This window comes from Roseateles aquatilis, from assembly GCF_002205645.1.
Classification (GTDB): domain Bacteria; phylum Pseudomonadota; class Gammaproteobacteria; order Burkholderiales; family Burkholderiaceae_C; genus Roseateles; species Roseateles aquatilis.
This window is the reverse complement of sequence record NZ_NIOF01000006.1, coordinates 172,531-188,162: the sequence shown is the minus strand read 5'-3', so window position 1 is coordinate 188,162 and position 15,632 is coordinate 172,531. Positions and strand designations below refer to the sequence as shown.

12 protein-coding genes are annotated in these 15,632 nt (G+C 70.3%); 7 read left to right on the top strand and 5 right to left on the bottom strand.

The window, feature by feature from the left end; genetic code table 11:
• Positions 1–93 precede the first annotated feature (93 nt).
• The 3 genes from CDN99_RS15115 to CDN99_RS15105 all read right to left on the bottom strand — a co-directional run bounded on the left by CDN99_RS15115 (position 94) and on the right by CDN99_RS15105 (position 4,831).
• Positions 94–2,244 carry a TonB-dependent receptor gene (locus tag CDN99_RS15115; RefSeq protein ID WP_202820279.1) on the bottom strand — a complete coding sequence of 717 codons (2,151 nt, stop codon included), beginning with the start codon at positions 2,242–2,244 and terminating at the stop codon, positions 94–96.
• 135 nt (positions 2,245–2,379) lie between these two features.
• Positions 2,380–3,528: an enoyl-CoA hydratase/isomerase family protein gene (locus tag CDN99_RS15110; RefSeq protein WP_088385691.1), complete on the bottom strand. Its 1,149-nt coding sequence runs from the start codon at positions 3,526–3,528 to the stop codon at positions 2,380–2,382.
• 262 nt (positions 3,529–3,790) lie between these two features.
• The gene (locus tag CDN99_RS15105; protein ID WP_088385690.1) at positions 3,791–4,831 is read right to left on the bottom strand and encodes an isoaspartyl peptidase/L-asparaginase family protein; all 1,041 of its coding nucleotides are present in this window, start codon (positions 4,829–4,831) and stop codon (positions 3,791–3,793) included.
• A 139-nt stretch (positions 4,832–4,970) separates the two neighbouring features.
• On the opposite strand from CDN99_RS15105, the gene CDN99_RS15100 reads away from it, so the two are divergent.
• The 4 genes from CDN99_RS15100 (at position 4,971) to CDN99_RS15085 (ending at position 8,984) form a co-directional block, all read left to right on the top strand.
• Positions 4,971–6,149 carry an acyl-CoA dehydrogenase family protein gene (locus CDN99_RS15100; RefSeq protein WP_088385689.1) on the top strand — a complete coding sequence of 393 codons (1,179 nt, stop codon included), beginning with the start codon at positions 4,971–4,973 and terminating at the stop codon, positions 6,147–6,149.
• Positions 6,150–6,192: 43 nt separating this feature from the next.
• Positions 6,193–7,314: an acyl-CoA dehydrogenase family protein gene (locus CDN99_RS15095; RefSeq protein WP_088385688.1), complete on the top strand. Its 1,122-nt coding sequence runs from the start codon at positions 6,193–6,195 to the stop codon at positions 7,312–7,314.
• Between the two features lie 102 nt (positions 7,315–7,416).
• Positions 7,417–8,013 (top strand): DUF3617 family protein, encoded by a 597-nt coding sequence (locus tag CDN99_RS15090; RefSeq protein ID WP_158218849.1) that lies wholly within the window; start codon positions 7,417–7,419, stop codon positions 8,011–8,013.
• Positions 8,010–8,984: a P1 family peptidase gene (locus CDN99_RS15085; protein WP_088385686.1), complete on the top strand. Its 975-nt coding sequence runs from the start codon at positions 8,010–8,012 to the stop codon at positions 8,982–8,984. Before CDN99_RS15090 ends, CDN99_RS15085 begins: the two co-directional genes overlap by 4 nt.
• On the opposite strand, the gene CDN99_RS15080 is transcribed toward CDN99_RS15085, so the two are convergent.
• The gene (locus tag CDN99_RS15080) at positions 8,941–10,134 is read right to left on the bottom strand and encodes a hypothetical protein (RefSeq protein ID WP_088385685.1); all 1,194 of its coding nucleotides are present in this window, start codon (positions 10,132–10,134) and stop codon (positions 8,941–8,943) included. The two genes, CDN99_RS15085 and CDN99_RS15080, sit on opposite strands and share 44 nt — an antisense overlap.
• Positions 10,135–10,258: 124 nt before the next feature.
• On the opposite strand from CDN99_RS15080, the gene CDN99_RS15075 reads away from it, so the two are divergent.
• Entirely contained in the window at positions 10,259–11,071 is an 813-nt protein-coding gene (locus tag CDN99_RS15075) for a pseudouridine synthase (protein WP_088385684.1), read from the top strand.
• Here CDN99_RS15075 and CDN99_RS15070 read toward each other — a convergent pair.
• A complete protein-coding gene (locus CDN99_RS15070) occupies positions 11,059–12,240 on the bottom strand; it encodes a hypothetical protein (protein ID WP_141100797.1) in 1,182 nt (393 codons plus the stop codon). The genes CDN99_RS15075 and CDN99_RS15070 overlap by 13 nt on opposite strands.
• 359 nt (positions 12,241–12,599) lie before the next feature.
• Between CDN99_RS15070 and CDN99_RS15060 the strand changes: the two genes are divergently transcribed.
• Together CDN99_RS15060 and CDN99_RS15055 are read left to right on the top strand one after the other, a co-directional pair.
• Positions 12,600–14,453: an ATP-binding protein gene (locus tag CDN99_RS15060; protein WP_141100796.1), complete on the top strand. Its 1,854-nt coding sequence runs from the start codon at positions 12,600–12,602 to the stop codon at positions 14,451–14,453.
• Positions 14,454–14,536: 83 nt separating this feature from the next.
• Complete coding sequence (locus tag CDN99_RS15055; RefSeq protein ID WP_088385680.1) at positions 14,537–15,601, top strand: bifunctional riboflavin kinase/FAD synthetase; 1,065 nt, start codon at positions 14,537–14,539, stop codon at positions 15,599–15,601.
• Positions 15,602–15,632 lie beyond the last annotated feature (31 nt).

Genomic DNA, 15,632 nt, shown 5'->3' with positions numbered 1-15,632 from the left:
AAGAGCGCACCCGACGGGGGAACTCCTTTCAGTAGGTCAGTCCCCCTGCGCATAGCCATCACGGTCATTGCCTCGAAAGCCGCGACGCGGTGATCAGAAGCTGCGCCGCAAGGTCACCCGCACCGCCCTCGGCTCCGCCGGATGCACATGCCGATCGGCCACCGGCGCGGACTCGCCGGGCAGTTGCGATTCGTAGAAGTACTCGATGTCGTTGACCTTGCGGTCGAAGAGATTGAAGACGTCGAGCGTCAGCTCCGTCTTCGCGCCGAAGCGCCGACTGACGCGCAGGTTCGTCGTCAGCGACGAGCGCGACCGGACGCTGTTGTCCTCGACCAGCGCGGCGCTGCCCAGATACCGCCATTGCAGGCTGGCCGACCACGGCCCCAGCTCGCGCACCGTCACGCCGACCGACGCCACCTTGTCGACCGCGTTGGGGATGCGGTCGCCCGCCGGGTCGGCATCGGAGAACCGCGCATGCGTCCAGGCCAGGTCCGCGTCGATCAGCAGCCACGGCAGCGGCACGTAGCGGTTGTTCCACTCGATGCCGCGGCGCTTGCTGGGCCGGTTGGCCTCGGTGGCGCCGGCGTCGCCGACGTAGACCAGCTCCGAATCGAAGTCCAGCTTCCACAGCGCCAGCGAGGTCTGCAGGCCGGGCAGGACCTCGCTGCGCGCTCCGATTTCATGGCCCCGCGCCTTCACCAGACCGGGCACGGGGTCGACCGGATCTCCGCTGCGCGGATCGACGCGGGCGGTGACGCCGCGTGCGTCGTTGCTGTGGAAACCGCGACCGGCGTTGACGAACAACTCCGTGCGCGCCCACGGGCCGAGCACCAACGACCACTTCGGCGACACCAGCGTCGCGCGCGCGCTGCCGGAGTTCTGCGCGTTGCCCAGGCTGTCCACGCGGAAGCGCGCCTGGTCCACGCGCACGCCCGCGACGGCGCGGGCCCACGGCGTCAGCTCGACGCTGGTCTGGCCGTGCAGGCCGGCCAGGGTCTCGCGCACCTGGTCGTCGCGCGTCGTGCCGATGACGGCGCGATCCTGCGTGTCGAAGAGCCCCACGCGAGCACGGTCCTGCCTCACCTGCGCGCCGACCTCGCTGCGCGCCGGCAGGCCGCCGAGCGCATGGTCCACCGCATGGCTGGCGCTGAAGCCGTAGACCTTGCGATCGTCCTTCTGCGCGAATTGGTCGCCGGTGTCCGGCCGTTCCATCGCATAGGTGAAGTTCGAGTAGAGCGACAGCTTGTAGGCCATCGCATAGGCGGCGACGCGCGTGGTGGCGCCTTCGTCCTCGCGCGTCCATTCGCCCGACAGGCTGCCGCGGCGCGTGGTGCCGCCGTCGCTTGGATCGATCGCGTCGAAGCGGCCGAACGGCCGGCCCTGGAAACTGCCCGCGGCGATCAGGCGCTCGGGAACCTGGTCGGTGGACGTCCAGTCGGCCCGGTAGTCCATCAGCCCGACGCGCCAGCGGTCGCGGCCCGACCCGCCCGACAGGCTCAGCACCAGGTTGCGGCGGCTCAGGTCCTCGCGCAGTGCCCACGGGCCGTCGTTGCTCATCGCCTCGACCGCGCCCAGCAGTTGCAGGCCCGCGCCGACCTCGGTGGAGCCGGCGGCCAGCGCGCGGCGATAGCGCCCCTCGCCCAGCGTGAGGTTCACGAACGGCGCATCCAGCGTGCGCTGGTAGGCGATGTCCGCCGACCCGGCGGCGGAGAAGTCGCCATTGCGTGCGAAGTATGGCCCCTTGCGGTAGTCGATGCGCTCGACCAGCTCGGGGATCAGGAAGTTCAGGTCCGCGTAGCCCTGGCCATGCGCATGGCTGGGCATGTTCACCGGCAGGCCCATCACCGTGGTGGCGAAGTCGGTGCCGTGGTCCAGGTTGAAGCCGCGCAGGAAGTACTGGTTGGCCTTCCCGTCGCCGCTGTGCTGCGTGACGATCAGACCGGGCACGAACTCGAGCACCTCGCCGGGCCGCAGCGCGGGGCGGCTCTTCAGCAACTCGGCGCGGATCGTGCCCTGAGAGGCCGCATCGGTGCTGCCGACGCCGTTGTCGTAGTGGCGCCCCTGCACCTCGACACGCTCCAGCGCCATCGCCTCGACCTTGGCGACCTGACGGTCGCGTGTCCCGTTCTCCGGCGCATCGGGCGAGGGTGCCGCCCAGACCGTGCCGGGCCCCCATGCCGCCAGCACCAGCGCGCACAACGTCGCCACGCGGCGCAGGTGCGCGTCCCCTCGTCGGATCTTCATTCTTCTCCACTCCGTCGTCGGCTTCGCACGGGTGTGGAAGACCGGCGCGACTCTAGGGAGCGGCCATGAAGATTTTCTGAAACGGCCCGGACGGGCCATCCGTGTCCCTTGCCGAAGGGACAGGGACAGCGTGGCTCAGGCCAGCGCGCGCAGCGGGTGCCCGGCGACGGTCCAGGGGCTCTGGAAGAAGGCCTCGACATCCTCGCGACGGACGCCGTCGATCGTCGCGGGGTTCCACTTCGGCGCGTGGTCCTTGTCGACGGCCAGCGCGCGGATGCCCTCGACCGTCTCGCTCGCGGCGCCGGGACGCAGGTGGAAGCAGCGGTGCACCAGATCGCGCTCCATGCGCAGGTCGTCGGCCAGGCTCATGCCGCGGGCGCGGCGGATCTGCTCCAGCGTCACGGCCATCATCAGCGGCGAGCGCTTGCGCAGCGTCGCCAGCGTCTGCCGTGCCCAGGGATCCGTGTCCGCCTCCAGCGAGGCGAACAGCGCCTGCACCGACTCGGCCTTGAAGTGGCGATTGATCAGCGCGCGCGAGGCCCAATGCTCGGCGACTGGCGCCAGGTCGGCCCGCTCCATCACGGTGGCGACGACATGCTCGGCACTGTCCTGCACGCCGGTCCGCAGGCCGTCGATGATCGCGGGCAGCTCACCGCTCTTGACGAAGACGTCGCCCAGGCCCAGCTCGATCGCGTCGCCGGCGCCGATGGCCTGGCCGGTCAGCGCCAGCCATTCACCGCTGTGGCCCGGGCAGCGCGACAGGAACCAGCCGCCGCCGACATCGGGAAACAGGCCGATGTTGGTCTCGGGCATCGCCAGCTTGGAGTGCTCGGTCAGCACGCGCAGCTTGGCGCCCTGGCTGATGCCCATGCCGCCGCCCATCACCACGCCGTCCATCAGCGCGATGTAGGGCTTGGGGAACTGGTGGATCAGGTGGTTGAGCGCGTATTCCTCGGTGAAGAACGCGTCCAGTGCGTCATCGCCGGCCAGCGCGGCCTGATGGAAGAAGCGGATGTCACCGCCGGCGCAGAACGCCGCCGGCTTGCCCTCGCGGCCGGCGCCCAGCACGGCCACGGCCTGGATGCGCGGATCGTCAGCCCAGGCGCTCAGCAGCGCGGTCATGTCGCGGATCATGGCCAGCGACAGCGCGTTGAGCGCCTGCGGCCGGTTCAGGGTGATCAGGCCGAGGCAGCCGTTGACCTCGGCCAGGACCAGCCCTTCGGATTGCAGCGACGGAATCACAGCGTCAAATCTCCACTCGTAGAAGCGCCGGGTCGGCGCCATGCGCCCGGCAGCTCGTTGCCATTCAATGCGGCCAGCACCATAACACCGCCCGGCGGCCCGGCCGGGGACGGCGGCTCGCCGGCCACGTCACCGCCCGACCGGCGATCGCCGCGGAGATCGGCACCGCGAACATCGGCGCCGGGAACATCCGCGTCGGGGATGTCTGCTCCAGGGATGTCGGCTCCGAGGCGCGATGGTGCCCGGAATCGGCCGGCGCTGCAGGACCCAAAGGTCATGCCGGCCGCTCACTGGTCCCGGTGGCTCACCGGTCCCGGTAGATGCCCACGACCGGTGCCGCCCCGGCCTGGACGTGGCCGCGGTACATGCCCTCGGTGTTGAAGCCGAGCCAGACGTCGCCGCGCGCGTCGACGGCGATCAGGCCGCCCTGCCCGTTCACGGCGCCGAGTTCGTCGAACACCACGCGCTCGCAGGCGGCTCGCAACGACAAGCCGCCGATGCGCACCAGCGCGTCGACCTCGTGCGCGGCGGCGGCGCGCATGAAGGCCTCGCCGGTGCCGGTGCAGGACACGGCGACGCCGCGGTCGTCCGCGTAACAGCCGGCGCCCAGGATCGGCGAGTCGCCGACGCGGCCCGGCCGCTTGTTGGTCATGCCGCCGGTGGAGGTGGCCGCGGCGACATGGCCCGCCGCGTCCAGGGCCACCGCGCCGACGGTGCCGAACTTGGCGCGCTCGTCGATCGGGCCGCCGCCGACATTCCTGCCGCTGTCGGCTTCAGCATCGCTTGCGGCTCGCGCGGCCCGCTCCGCGGCCTGGCCGTCATGGTCCAGCACCTGCCCGAGGGCGAGTTCACGCGCCCTGCGCAACTGCGCCAGCCGCTGCGGCGTCCCGAACCAGGTCGGCTCGACCCGGTCCAGCCCCTGCTCGAACGCGAACGCGTCCGCCGCCGGGCCGATCAACATCACATGGCCGCTGTGCGCCATCACCGCCCGCGCCGCCAGCACCGGGTTGCGCACGCGGGTCACGCCCGCCACTGCGCCGGCCGAGCGGTCGCGGCCGTCCATCACGCTGGCGTCCAGCTCATGGCGCTCGTCCGCGGTGTAGACGGCGCCCTTGCCGGCATTGAAGAGCTCGCACTCTTCCAGTTGCCTCACCGCCTCGACGACGACGTCGACGGCCGTGGCGCCGGCCGCCAGCCGCCTGGCGCCGTCGGCCAGGATCACGGCGAGCGCGTCGCGATACGCGGCTTCCAGCTCGGCGGACATGCCGTCGCGACGGATCGTGCCGGCCCCGCCGTGGATGGCCAGCACGGGACGGGGCGATGCGGTCGCGGGGGAGTCGGACATGGCGGCATCCTGGCAATGAGAGCCGCGCATTCTCCATCTCCCTGACCTTGTCCCGGTCGGGACAGGAAAAAAGCGAACGCCCGTGCTAAAAATCGCCGCAGTCCAAGATCAGAGACATCGAGACCTCAGGAGACGACGCATGGACCTCAACTTCACCCCCGAGGAGCAGGCCTTCCGGGCGGAGATCCGGCAGTGGGTGGCCGGCCACCTGCCCCAGGACATCAGCCACAAGGTGCACAACGCGCTGCGCCTGAACAAGGACGATCTGCAGCGCTGGGCGCGCATCCTGGGCAAGCAGGGCTGGCACGGCTGGGCCTGGCCGAAGCAGTTCGGCGGCCCGGGCTGGAACGCGGTGCAGCGCCATCTGTTCGAGGAAGAATGCGCCCTGGCCGGCGCGCCGCGCGTCGTGCCCTTCGGGCCGGTGATGGTGGCGCCGGTGATCATGGCCTTCGGCTCGCGCGAGCAGCAGGAGCGGCACCTGCCCGGCATCATGAGCGGCGACGTCTGGTGGAGCCAGGGCTACAGCGAGCCGGGCTCGGGCTCCGACCTGGCCTCGGTCAAGACCCGCGCCGAGCGCCGCGGCGACGTCTACGTCGTCAACGGCCAGAAGACCTGGACCACGCTGGGCCAGTACGGGGACTGGATCTTCTGCCTGGTCCGCACCGATCCCTCGGTCAAGCCGCAGGCCGGCATCTCCTTCCTGCTGGTCGACATGAAGTCGCCCGGCGTGACCGTTCGGCCGATCACCATGCTCGACGGCGAGCACGAGGTCAACGAAGTCTTCTTCGACGACGTCCAGGTCCCGGTGGGCAACCTGGTCGGCGAGGAGAACAAGGGCTGGACCTACGCCAAATACCTGCTGGCCCACGAACGCACCAACATCGCCGACGTGAACCGCGCCAAGCGCGAGCTGGAGCGCCTCAAGCGCATCGCCCGGGCGGAAGGCGTCTACGACGACGCCCGCTTCCGCGACCAGATCGCGCTGCTGGAGGTCGACATCGTGGCGCTGGAGATGATGGTGCTGCGCGTGCTCTCGGCCGAGTCCAGCGGCAAGCAGTCGCTGGACGTGGCGGGGCTGCTCAAGATCCGCGGCAGCGAGATCCAGCAGCGCTACACCGAGCTCATGATGCTGGCCGCCGGCCCGTTCGCCACGCCCTTCATCCAGGAAGCGATGGAGGCCGGCTGGCAGGGCGACCAGGTCGGCGCGGCGCATTGCGCGCCGCTCGCCAGCCATTACTTCAACTATCGCAAGACGACGATCTACGGCGGCTCCAACGAGGTGCAGCGCAACATCGTCGCCCAGACGGTGCTGGGCTGATCCCCGCGCGACGCGACCCGACAGGACCCGAGGAGACACGTTCATGGACTTCGATTTCAGCGACGACCAGACTTCGTTGCGCGACGCCGTGCGTCGCTACGTCGACAAGGATTACGACTTCGAGCAGCGCCGCGCCATCGTCAAGGCCGGCGGCTTCTCGCGCGCCGCCTGGGACGGGCTGGCCGGCCTGGGCCTGACCGCGCTGGCGGTGCCCGAGGCGCATGGCGGACTGGGCTTCGGCCCGGTCGAGGCGATGGTGGTGATGGAGGAACTGGGCCGCGGCCTGGTGATGGAGCCCTACGCGCAGGGCGGCCTGATCGCGCCGGCGGTGCTGGCCCAGGCGCCGGACGCCGTGCAGGCCGACTGGCTGCCGCGCATCGCGGGCGGCGAGGCGCTGGTCGTGCTGGCGCACCAGGAGCGCGCGGCGCGTTATCGGCTCGATGTCTGCGACACGCTCGCCACCGCCGACCACCGGCTGACCGGCGCCAAGAGCGTCGTCCCCGCCGGCGACCAGGCCGACGCCTTCATCGTGCCGGCACGCGCGGGCGGTGCCGGCGCGGGCATCGCGCTGTACCTCGTCGCCAAGGACGCGGCCGGTGTCGCCCTGCGCGGTTATGCGCTGCACGACGGCTCCCGCGCGGCGGAGCTGACGCTGAAGGACACGCCGGCCACGCTGCTCGTCGGTCCGGACCGGGGGCTGGCGGCGCTGGAGCACGCCGTCGACATCGCCATCGCCGCCCAGGCGGCGGAGGCGGTCGGCGCGATGGACCGCTTCGTGGCGCTGACGGCGGAATACCTCAACACGCGCAAGCAGTTCGGCGTCGCCATCGCCAGCTTCCAGGCGCTGCGCCACCGCATGGCCGACGTGAAGATGCAGCTGGAGCTGGCGCGCTCGATGAGCTACTTCGCCACGCTCAAGCTGAACGAGGCGCCGGACGCGCGCCGCCGCGCGATCTCGCAGGCGAAGGTGCAGCTCGGCCAGGCGATGCGTTTCGTCGGCCAGCAATGCACGCAGTTGCATGGCGGCATCGGCGTCACCGACGAATATGTCGGCAGCCATTACTTCAAGCGGCTGGCGCTCATGGAGATGCAGTTCGGGGACTCGATGCATCACCTCGGCGAAGTCAGCCGGCGCATGCAGGACACGGCCGGCGTCTTCGCCTGACCGGGCGCCCGGGCTCGCGCGACCGTGGGGGTCGGCGAGCCGGGCGGGCCGCCCTACACTGCCGGATCGCGCCGCGCCCCCCATGCGGCGATGGAGCCCGCCATGTCTCTCGATCGCATCATTTCTCGGCGCCCCGGCCCGCGCTCCGCGCCGCCGTTGTTCGCGCCGCTGGTCGCCGGTCTGCTGCTGGCCGCCGCCGCCATCCCGTCGTCGGCCCAGGACATCAAGCCGGGCCTGTGGGAGCTCAAGCAGCGCCCGCAGCTCGATCCGCAGCGCCAGGCCCAAATGGAGCAAGCGCAGAAGCAGATCGCCGCCATGCCGCCGGAGCAGCGCAAGATGATGGAGCAGATGATGTCGCAGCGCGGCGTCAGCCTGGACCTGGGCCAGAACGGCGCGATCACCATCAAGTCCTGCGTCAGCAAGGAGCAGGCCGAGCGCGCGCTGATGCCCAAGACCGAGGGCAAGTGCTCGCACGACATGAAGCGCAGCGGCGACAAGATGATCGGCAGCTTCCGCTGCACCGATCCCGCCTCGGAAGGCGAGACCGAGGTCACCTTCGCCGGTCCCGACCGCTACACGACGAAGTCGGAGATCCGCAGCCAGCGCGGCGGCAAGACCGAGACCATCCGGTCCACCGGCGAGGCCCGCTGGCTGGGCAGCGACTGCGGCAACCTCAAGCCGCTGGGCACCCAGCCTTGAGCGCTGCCAATGCCGCGGGTCCGGGCGGGCTGTGCGACGTGGCCGGACTGAAGGTCGGTCACCACACCCATCCGGCCGCGCCGACCGGTTGCAGCGTCGTGCTGTGCGAGGCCGGCGCCACGGCGGGCGTCGATGTGCGCGGCGCCGCGCCCGGCACGCGCGACACCGACCTGCTGCGTCCCGAGAACACCGTCCAGCAGGTCCATGCGATCCTGCTGGCCGGCGGCAGCGCCTTCGGCCTGGCCGCGGCGGACGGCGTGATGCACTGGCTCGCGGAGCGCGGCCACGGTTTCGCGGTCGGCTCGGCGCGCGTGCCCATCGTGCCGGCGGCGGTGCTGTTCGACCTCTGGCTGCACGGTCGCGAGACCGCGCCCGATGCAGCCGCCGGGCGGGCCGCGTGCGAGGCCGCGTCAGCGTCCGAGGTTCGCCGCGGCAGCGTCGGCGCCGGCACGGGCGCGACCGTCGGCAAGCTGCTCGGCGTGGACCGGGCGATGAAAGGCGGCCTCGGCATGGCCTCGCTGCGCGTGGGCGGCATGACGCTCGCGGCGATGGTGGCGGTGAACGCGGTCGGCGACGTGGTGGATCCGCGCACCGGCGCGGTCATCGCCGGCACGCGGGGGCCGGACGGTCTGCCGCGCTCGACGGTGCGGGCGCTGCTCGACGGCGAGCGCCCCGGCGGCGGCCTCGCCGGCAGCGCCACGACGATCGGCGTCATCGCCACCGACGCGCGCCTGACAAAGGCCCAGGCCACCAAGCTCGCGCAGATCGCGCACGACGGGCTGGCCCGGGCGATTCAGCCGGTGCACACGGTGATGGACGGGGATGTGATGTTCTCGCTCGCCACCGGCGCGGCCGATGTCGACGGGGACATGGCCCTGCTCGGCGCGGTGGCGGCGGAGGTCGTGGCGCGGGCGATCGTGGATGCGGTCAGCCCTTGCGTCGCCCCCGGTTCAGGTTCTTTTCTTCCTTGAGCTGTTCCAGCGGCGCTCCCAGAGCACCGTTGAAACGGCCCAGCGATCGCTTGGCTGCCGAGCGATCCGAGAAGCCTTGGACCTCGGTGGTTTCGTTGAACCGGATTCTGCGGTCGCCACTCGTGACCGGCGTCTTGACCGGGGCGCGGGCCGCCGTGGACGTCGTCGATTTCAGGATCGAGCGGGGCCCACCGCCTCCACCAATCAGCAGATCACCGAAGCTCAGCAGCGACGCGATGGACTCGGCACCTCCGAACAAGGCCACGTCCCGCTTCAGGCGGAGTTGCCCGCAAGCCTCCTGCACGGCGTCCTGCAGGTTGTGACGATCCAGCGAGCCCGCGCGGAAACGCTGATGCAACGCATGCGCCGCCGCGAAGACCGCGCCGCGGTCACCGCCGTCGGCGCATTGAAAGGCCACGGACTCGCCCCTGGGCAGGGGCTGCCGCTCCAAGTGCCGGCACAGGTCGAGCAGCAACCGCGGGGAGATGGCGTGGCCCGCCGAGATAGGAACGCGCGTCCACAGCAGGTTCTGCGTTCCGAAGTCTTCGCCGTGCTTGGCGCCGGACAGGGCGACCTGCACGCGATCCATCTTGACGTCCTTGTGGGCGGTCGCCACTTCGCCGAACGTGGGCTGCGCGTCGAAGCGTGCGATCAGGCGGCCTCGGGTTCGGTGGTCTCCCCTACCCATGCAGGAGCCGATTGCCTGGGACTCAGGAAAGGTGCTCAGATCGACCACATGCCCGATGTGATGCTGGACACACGCCGCCGCCCAAAGAACCGCCTCCTTGTCTCGCGGCGCGGCCATCACCACGGCCCCTTGCGCGACCCGATTGGCGTGAAGTTCAGGCGCTGGCGCCTCGCCGCGCTTCTGACCGGGCAGCAAGGTCTTGAGCAGGGTCAGGGGACTGATGGCACGCATGGGCGCCGCCATCGACTGGACCGGCCGCTGAGCAGCGCGGGCGACGCTCAGATCGATGTCCCGCTTCATCTCCCCCAGCAGGCGCTGCGCATCCCCCAGGCGTTCCGTCCAGACCTTGGCGTCGGCCTTGTCGGTGCCGGAAGGCAGTGGTCGAAAGTCCAGGGGGTTCGGGGTCGCCTCGCGGTGCGAACCGGAAAGGAACGGAAGACGGTGAAGCAGCGGAATACGCATGGCGATCCTCAAGGTGGAAAGAGGTTGGGTGTCATGGTGATCACGTGCCTTCCCACCGACCGGCGCTGTCTTTGATATTTCCGACACGCGAACCCGCTGCGCTGCCGCGCGACAATCCGCCCCCATGAGTTCCGACGTTCCCACCCCTCCCCCTGCGGCGCCCAAGGCGCCTCGCGCCGCCAAGCCGGTCGCCATCTCGCAGATCCTGTTCACGCAAGGCTTCGGCACGCGCCGGCACTGCGCGGCGCTGATCCGCCATGGTCTCGTGTCCGTCGGCGGCGAGACCATCGAGGATCCACAGCAGGCGTTCGACACCGCCGGGCTGGTGTTCGACGTGGAAGGCCAGGCCTGGCCGTACCACGAGAAAGCCCTGATCCTGCTGTACAAGCCGACGGGCTACGAGTGCTCGCGCAAGCCGACGCACCACCCCAGCGTCTTCAGCCTGTTGCCCGAGCCGCTGCGCAACCGGGACATCCAGCCGGTGGGCCGCCTGGACGAGGACACCACTGGTCTGTTGCTGCTGACCGATGACGGTCCGTTGCAGCACAAACTGACCAGTCCGAAGTACCACGTGCCCAAGATCTACCAGGCGGAATGCAAAGCCCCGATCGACGATGCGCAACTGAAGAAGCTCGTCACCGGCGTGTTGCTGGAGGAGCGCAACCCCAGGCTCGCCGAAGAGCCGGTCAGCGCGGAATCCGCCGAGCTGCTGCCCGACGGCCGGCTGCAGATGGCGCTCACCGAGGGCCGCTACCACCAGGCCAGGCGCATGGTGGCGGCGGTGGGCAATCGCGTGCTGGCGCTGCATCGGCAGCGAATCGGGGCGCTGGAGTTGCCCGCGGACCTCCCGGTCGGCGGGTGGATCTGGCTGGACGAGCGTCAGCGGGAGCTGGCGATGACGGATCCGACTGCCAGAACCTCCGTTCAGTCGTCCTGATCGGAATCGTCGAACGGGACCTGCTCGACGACAGGCTTCGGTCTCGGCTGGAGCTTCGGCCGCTCGCCGACCAGGTCGACGGGCCGCGTCGAGTATTTGCGCAGCGCAGCCCTGTCTGCCTCACCCGGGTTGGACTTCTGCACGTCGGCGACCGAACGCATTCGCACCTTCCCCTCCCGCCCAACCCGGCCAGCACTCCGCCCATGCGCTGGAGATCGAAGAATGGAGGGGGGCATCGGCACATCCCGCCAATCGGCGGGGGCCTCCCCTCGCTGCTCGTCAAGTCTCAGGCGCTTGTTGTCGGCTCGCCGTGCATGTGCGAAGGAGCGCAACGTCGCCAGTTGATCGGCATGCTGAAACAGCGCCGAATGGCAATTCATGCGAAGGCCGACGCACGTGGCGACGATGCGATCGTCCAGATCGCTGTCCGAGAGCGGCTTCCCCGACGGCTGCGCATCGATGTATCCGGCCAGATCGTGCGCGGCGGCAAGCACTGCGACCTCATCGCTCAAGGCCGGCGCCATGATCACCAGACGCCCGCCTGTCGAGGCGGGCAACAACGACAGCGCTTCCTGAACGCCCTCGGGATCGATGTACCGGTCCTCGGGAAACATCGGGAAATCGAGGACCGCGACGCGTCGCGCCGATCCTTTCGAGAGCGCAGGATCGTCCAGGCGGGTCGATCGCCCCGACTGGGTCATGGTCACCGTATGGATTCGCTCGACGGGGAGGTCGTGATGGCCTAGACGAACTTGCCGCCGGCACTCGAAGTCGACGGCCACCGTGCCGTCTCTCGACGTCACGTGCTTCTGAGACATCAGCGGCGCAGGCGCTTTCGGATCCGGGTTCTTCGGCTCAGCCGGCACCAGATTCAAGACCCGATCGATGTTGTTGTTGACGCAGGCAGTTCCCCACGCAAGCGCTTCGAGATTGCCCGGAACGGACATCACGATCGTGCCGCCGGGCAACCGGCTGGCTTGAAGATGAACCGGTACTTGCCGTTCCAGTTCCGCGGCCGGCTTGATCAGACCGTGCTTGAAGAGCGCTCGACTCTCGGGTCCATGTCCGCCGGGCAGGACCTCGCGCGCGCTGTGAGCGGACAGATCAAAGGCGGCCAACTCGCTCATCAGCCCTTTCGCCGCTTCGAGATGGGGGGTGAATTCATGCATGCGCCCTTCGAGCACCAGGCGATACGGCGGGCGTCGGGTTTGGCTACGTACAACGGTGGACCTCGCCGCGGCGGCGTCCTCGACTGACGGGCCGTCGATCGGCGATTTGAGGATTGATGGAACTCGCATGGGGCAACTTTTACGGTCAACGATGGTCGAGGTGAGTTGTCACTGGGACATGAACGGGTTCTCGCGGGCATCAGCGTTCCCGCTCGCGCAGCCCCCCGGGAAGTCCCCGAGACAACTTGTCACATTCCTTGGGTAGAAACGCGGCACAAAGCGCCGCCTCGTGGCGGCGCATGACGCCATGAGGGCGGAACGGCCGGTTTCCTCGACGGCCGAGTCGTATGGGAATGTCCGTGATTCAAAAAGACGAGGACTCCGGCACCGCGAGCGTCGCGGTGCAGGTGCGGGCGGAGCGCCTGGCCGGCTTGCAGGCCCGCGTGCTCATGCCTGCCTGCGTCGGCGCGCTGTTCAGCCTGCTGCCGGTGATCCTGCTGTGGCCGCACCTGCCGGCGATCGAGCTGCTGGCCTGGCTGGCGGCGCGCTGGAGCATCTCCCTGTGGCGCTGCCTGGAGGCACGCCGATTCCTGCGCCTGCCGCTGCGGGAGCGCTCGCTGGCGCTGCCCGAGCGCCGTTATCTCGTCGGCATCGGCCTGGACGGCCTGGCCTGGGGGCTGATCGGCGCGCTGTTCGCCACCCCGAATCTGCCGGAGATCGATGGCGCCGTCATGACCACGCTGGTGGGCCTGGTGGCGTTCACGATGGTGTCGCTGGGGCACTGGGCGCGCGCGCAGGCGCTGTTCGCGTCGCTGGTGTTCGCGCCGCTGGCGATCCGGCTGGCGCTGCAGGGCGGCACCGTCGCCTGGCTGAGCGTCGGCGGGCTGGGCATGTTCTGGTTGCTGACGATGCTCGAATCGCGCCGCATCGAGGCCCGCACGCTGGAGCTGCTGCGGCTGCGCTTCGAGCAGGCCCGGCTGGCCGAGCAGCGCCGGCTGGCGCTGGACGCGGCCGAGGAGACCAGCAGCAGCAAGAGCCGTTTCGTGGCGGTGATGAGCCATGAGATCCGCACCCCGCTGAACGGCATCCTGGGCATGGCGCAGTTGCTGGAGCGCAGCGACCTGAGCGCGCAGCAGCGCGAGCAGGTGGACATCGTGCGGCGCTCCGGCAAGCACCTGCTGACGCTGGTCAACGACATCCTGGACCTGGCGCGCATCGAGTCGGGCAAGCTGGTCGTCGACGCCCATCCGTTCGATGTCCGCGAGGTCGTCGGCGATGTCACCCGGCTGCTCGGCGAGACCGCGCGCGCCAAGGGCCTGGCCTTCGACGTGGCGATCGCCGCGCAACTGCCGGCGCGGGCGATGGGCGATCCGTCGCGCATCCAGCAGGTGTTGCACAACCTCGTTGGCAACGCCATCAAGTTCACCGATCACGGCGGCGTGACCGTCGAGGTCTCGACGGTGCTGGACATGCGTGCCGGCACGTTGCTGCGCTTCGCGGTCAAGGACAGCGGAGACGGCATCCCGGCCGACCAGTTGGAGCGCATCTTCGCCCCCTTCGAGCAAGCCGAGCAGACCCAGCCCGGCAAACCGCGCCGCCGCGACGGCAGCGGCCTGGGGCTGACGATCTCCCGAGAGCTGGCGCGCGCGATGGGCGGCGACCTGCGTTGCGCGTCGTCGCCGGGACAGGGGTCGGTGTTCGAGTTCACCTTGCCGCTTCAGGCCTGCGCGGCCCCCGAGGCGCCGCCCGAGCCGTCCCGCCCGACGGCGACCGCGCATCCGGCGCTGCCGCAACTGCGCGGGCGCGTGCTGCTGGTGGACGACAGCCCCGTCAACCTGCTGGTCGCCACCACCATGCTGACGCGCTGCGGGCTGCAGGTGGTGCCGGCCGAGCACGGCCTGGACGCGCTGGAGCAATTGCGCGCGCAGCGTTTCGACCTGGTGCTGATGGACTGCCAGATGCCGCAGATGGACGGCTTCGAGGCCACGCTGGCCTGGCGACAGGAGGAGGCGCGCCGGCTGCTGCCGCGCACGCCGGTGGTGGCGCTGACCGCCAGCGCGGTCAACGATGACCGCCACCGCTGCACCGCCAGCGGCATGGACGACTACCTGGTCAAGCCGTTCGAGATCGACGACCTGCTCGCCATCGTGGTGCGGCACCTGCCGACGCAGGCCCTGCCGGCGGACGCCCGGCCCACCCAGGCCGCCGCCTGATCGCGACCCTTGTGCTCGTGGCCGCGCCCCCCTCGGCGCCCGCTGGCCGCGCATGGGCGAAAGGCCGCAGATAATCCCCGCCCATGCAGGTTTTCCGCGGCTTCCACCATCCCGGCATCGCGGCGCAATGCGCGCTGACGATCGGCAACTTCGACGGCGTCCATCGCGGCCACCAGGCCATGCTGGCGCTCCTCCTCTCGGAAGCCCGCCACCGCGGCCTGCCGACCTGCGTGCTGACCTTCGAGCCGCACCCGCGCGACTTCTTCGCCAGGAAGCTGAACAAGCCCGAGCTCGCGCCCGCGCGCATCGCCACGTTGCGCGACAAGCTGCAGGAGCTGGAACGCTGCGGCATCGATCAGGTCGTGGTGCTGCGCTTCGACGAGGCGCTGGCCTCGCTGCCGGCGCAGGATTTCATCCAGCAGGTGCTGGTGGACGGCCTGGGCACGCGCTACGCGCTGGTGGGCGACGACTTCCGCTTCGGCGCCAAGCGCCAGGGCGACTACGCCACGCTCGACGCCGCCGGGCAGCGCCTGGGCTTCGACGTGGCCCGGATGATGAGCTATGAGGTGCACGGGCTGCGGGTGTCGAGCTCGGCGGTGCGCGAGGCGCTGGCCGCCGGCGACATGGCCGGCGCGGCGCGGCTGCTGGGGCGGCCGTATTCGATCTCCGGCCATGTGATCCACGGCCAGAAGCTGGGCCGGCGCCTGGCCGAATCCGCTCCGGGCGCCGCCGACGGCTTCCGCACGCTCAACCTCCGGTTCGACCACGACAAGCCCGCCGCGCACGGCATCTTCGCGGTGCGGGTCCGCGGGCTGGACGATGTCGACGGCCCGGACGGCCTGGTGCTGGACGGCGTCGCGTCGCTGGGCGTGCGCCCGACGGTCGAGGACGCCGGCCGCGTGCTGCTGGAGATCCATGCGCTGGACTGGCCCGAGGCCCTGGCGCGCCGGCTGGGTCCCGGCGAGGCCTACGGTAAACTCGTGCGGGTGGAACTCCTGCACAAACTGCGTGATGAAGCCCGTTTCGACGGGCTGGACGCCCTGACCGCCGCGATCCGCGAGGACGTCCGTCAGGCCCGCGCGTATTTCGCCCATCAGGCGAGCACCCACGCCGCCGTCCGCCGCCAGACCACCCGCGACCGAATTTGACGCGCTGAGCGTCCTCCCCTCGCTCAGCCGG

Excerpts from the sequence above, each read along its gene's own strand:
- CDN99_RS15115 (WP_202820279.1), bottom strand. The coding sequence starts at position 2,244 with ATGAAGATCCGACGAGGGGACGCGCACCTGCGCCGCGTGGCGACGTTG.
- CDN99_RS15110 (WP_088385691.1), bottom strand. The coding sequence starts at position 3,528 with ATGGCGCCGACCCGGCGCTTCTACGAGTGGAGATTTGACGCTGTGATT.
- CDN99_RS15105 (WP_088385690.1), bottom strand. The coding sequence starts at position 4,831 with ATGTCCGACTCCCCCGCGACCGCATCGCCCCGTCCCGTGCTGGCCATC.
- CDN99_RS15100 (WP_088385689.1), top strand. The coding sequence starts at position 4,971 with ATGGACCTCAACTTCACCCCCGAGGAGCAGGCCTTCCGGGCGGAGATC.
- CDN99_RS15095 (WP_088385688.1), top strand. The coding sequence starts at position 6,193 with ATGGACTTCGATTTCAGCGACGACCAGACTTCGTTGCGCGACGCCGTG.
- CDN99_RS15090 (WP_158218849.1), top strand. The coding sequence starts at position 7,417 with ATGTCTCTCGATCGCATCATTTCTCGGCGCCCCGGCCCGCGCTCCGCG.
- CDN99_RS15080 (WP_088385685.1), bottom strand. The coding sequence starts at position 10,134 with ATGCGTATTCCGCTGCTTCACCGTCTTCCGTTCCTTTCCGGTTCGCAC.
- CDN99_RS15075 (WP_088385684.1), top strand. The coding sequence starts at position 10,259 with ATGAGTTCCGACGTTCCCACCCCTCCCCCTGCGGCGCCCAAGGCGCCT.
- CDN99_RS15070 (WP_141100797.1), bottom strand. The coding sequence starts at position 12,240 with ATGCATGAATTCACCCCCCATCTCGAAGCGGCGAAAGGGCTGATGAGC.
- CDN99_RS15055 (WP_088385680.1), top strand. The coding sequence starts at position 14,537 with ATGCAGGTTTTCCGCGGCTTCCACCATCCCGGCATCGCGGCGCAATGC.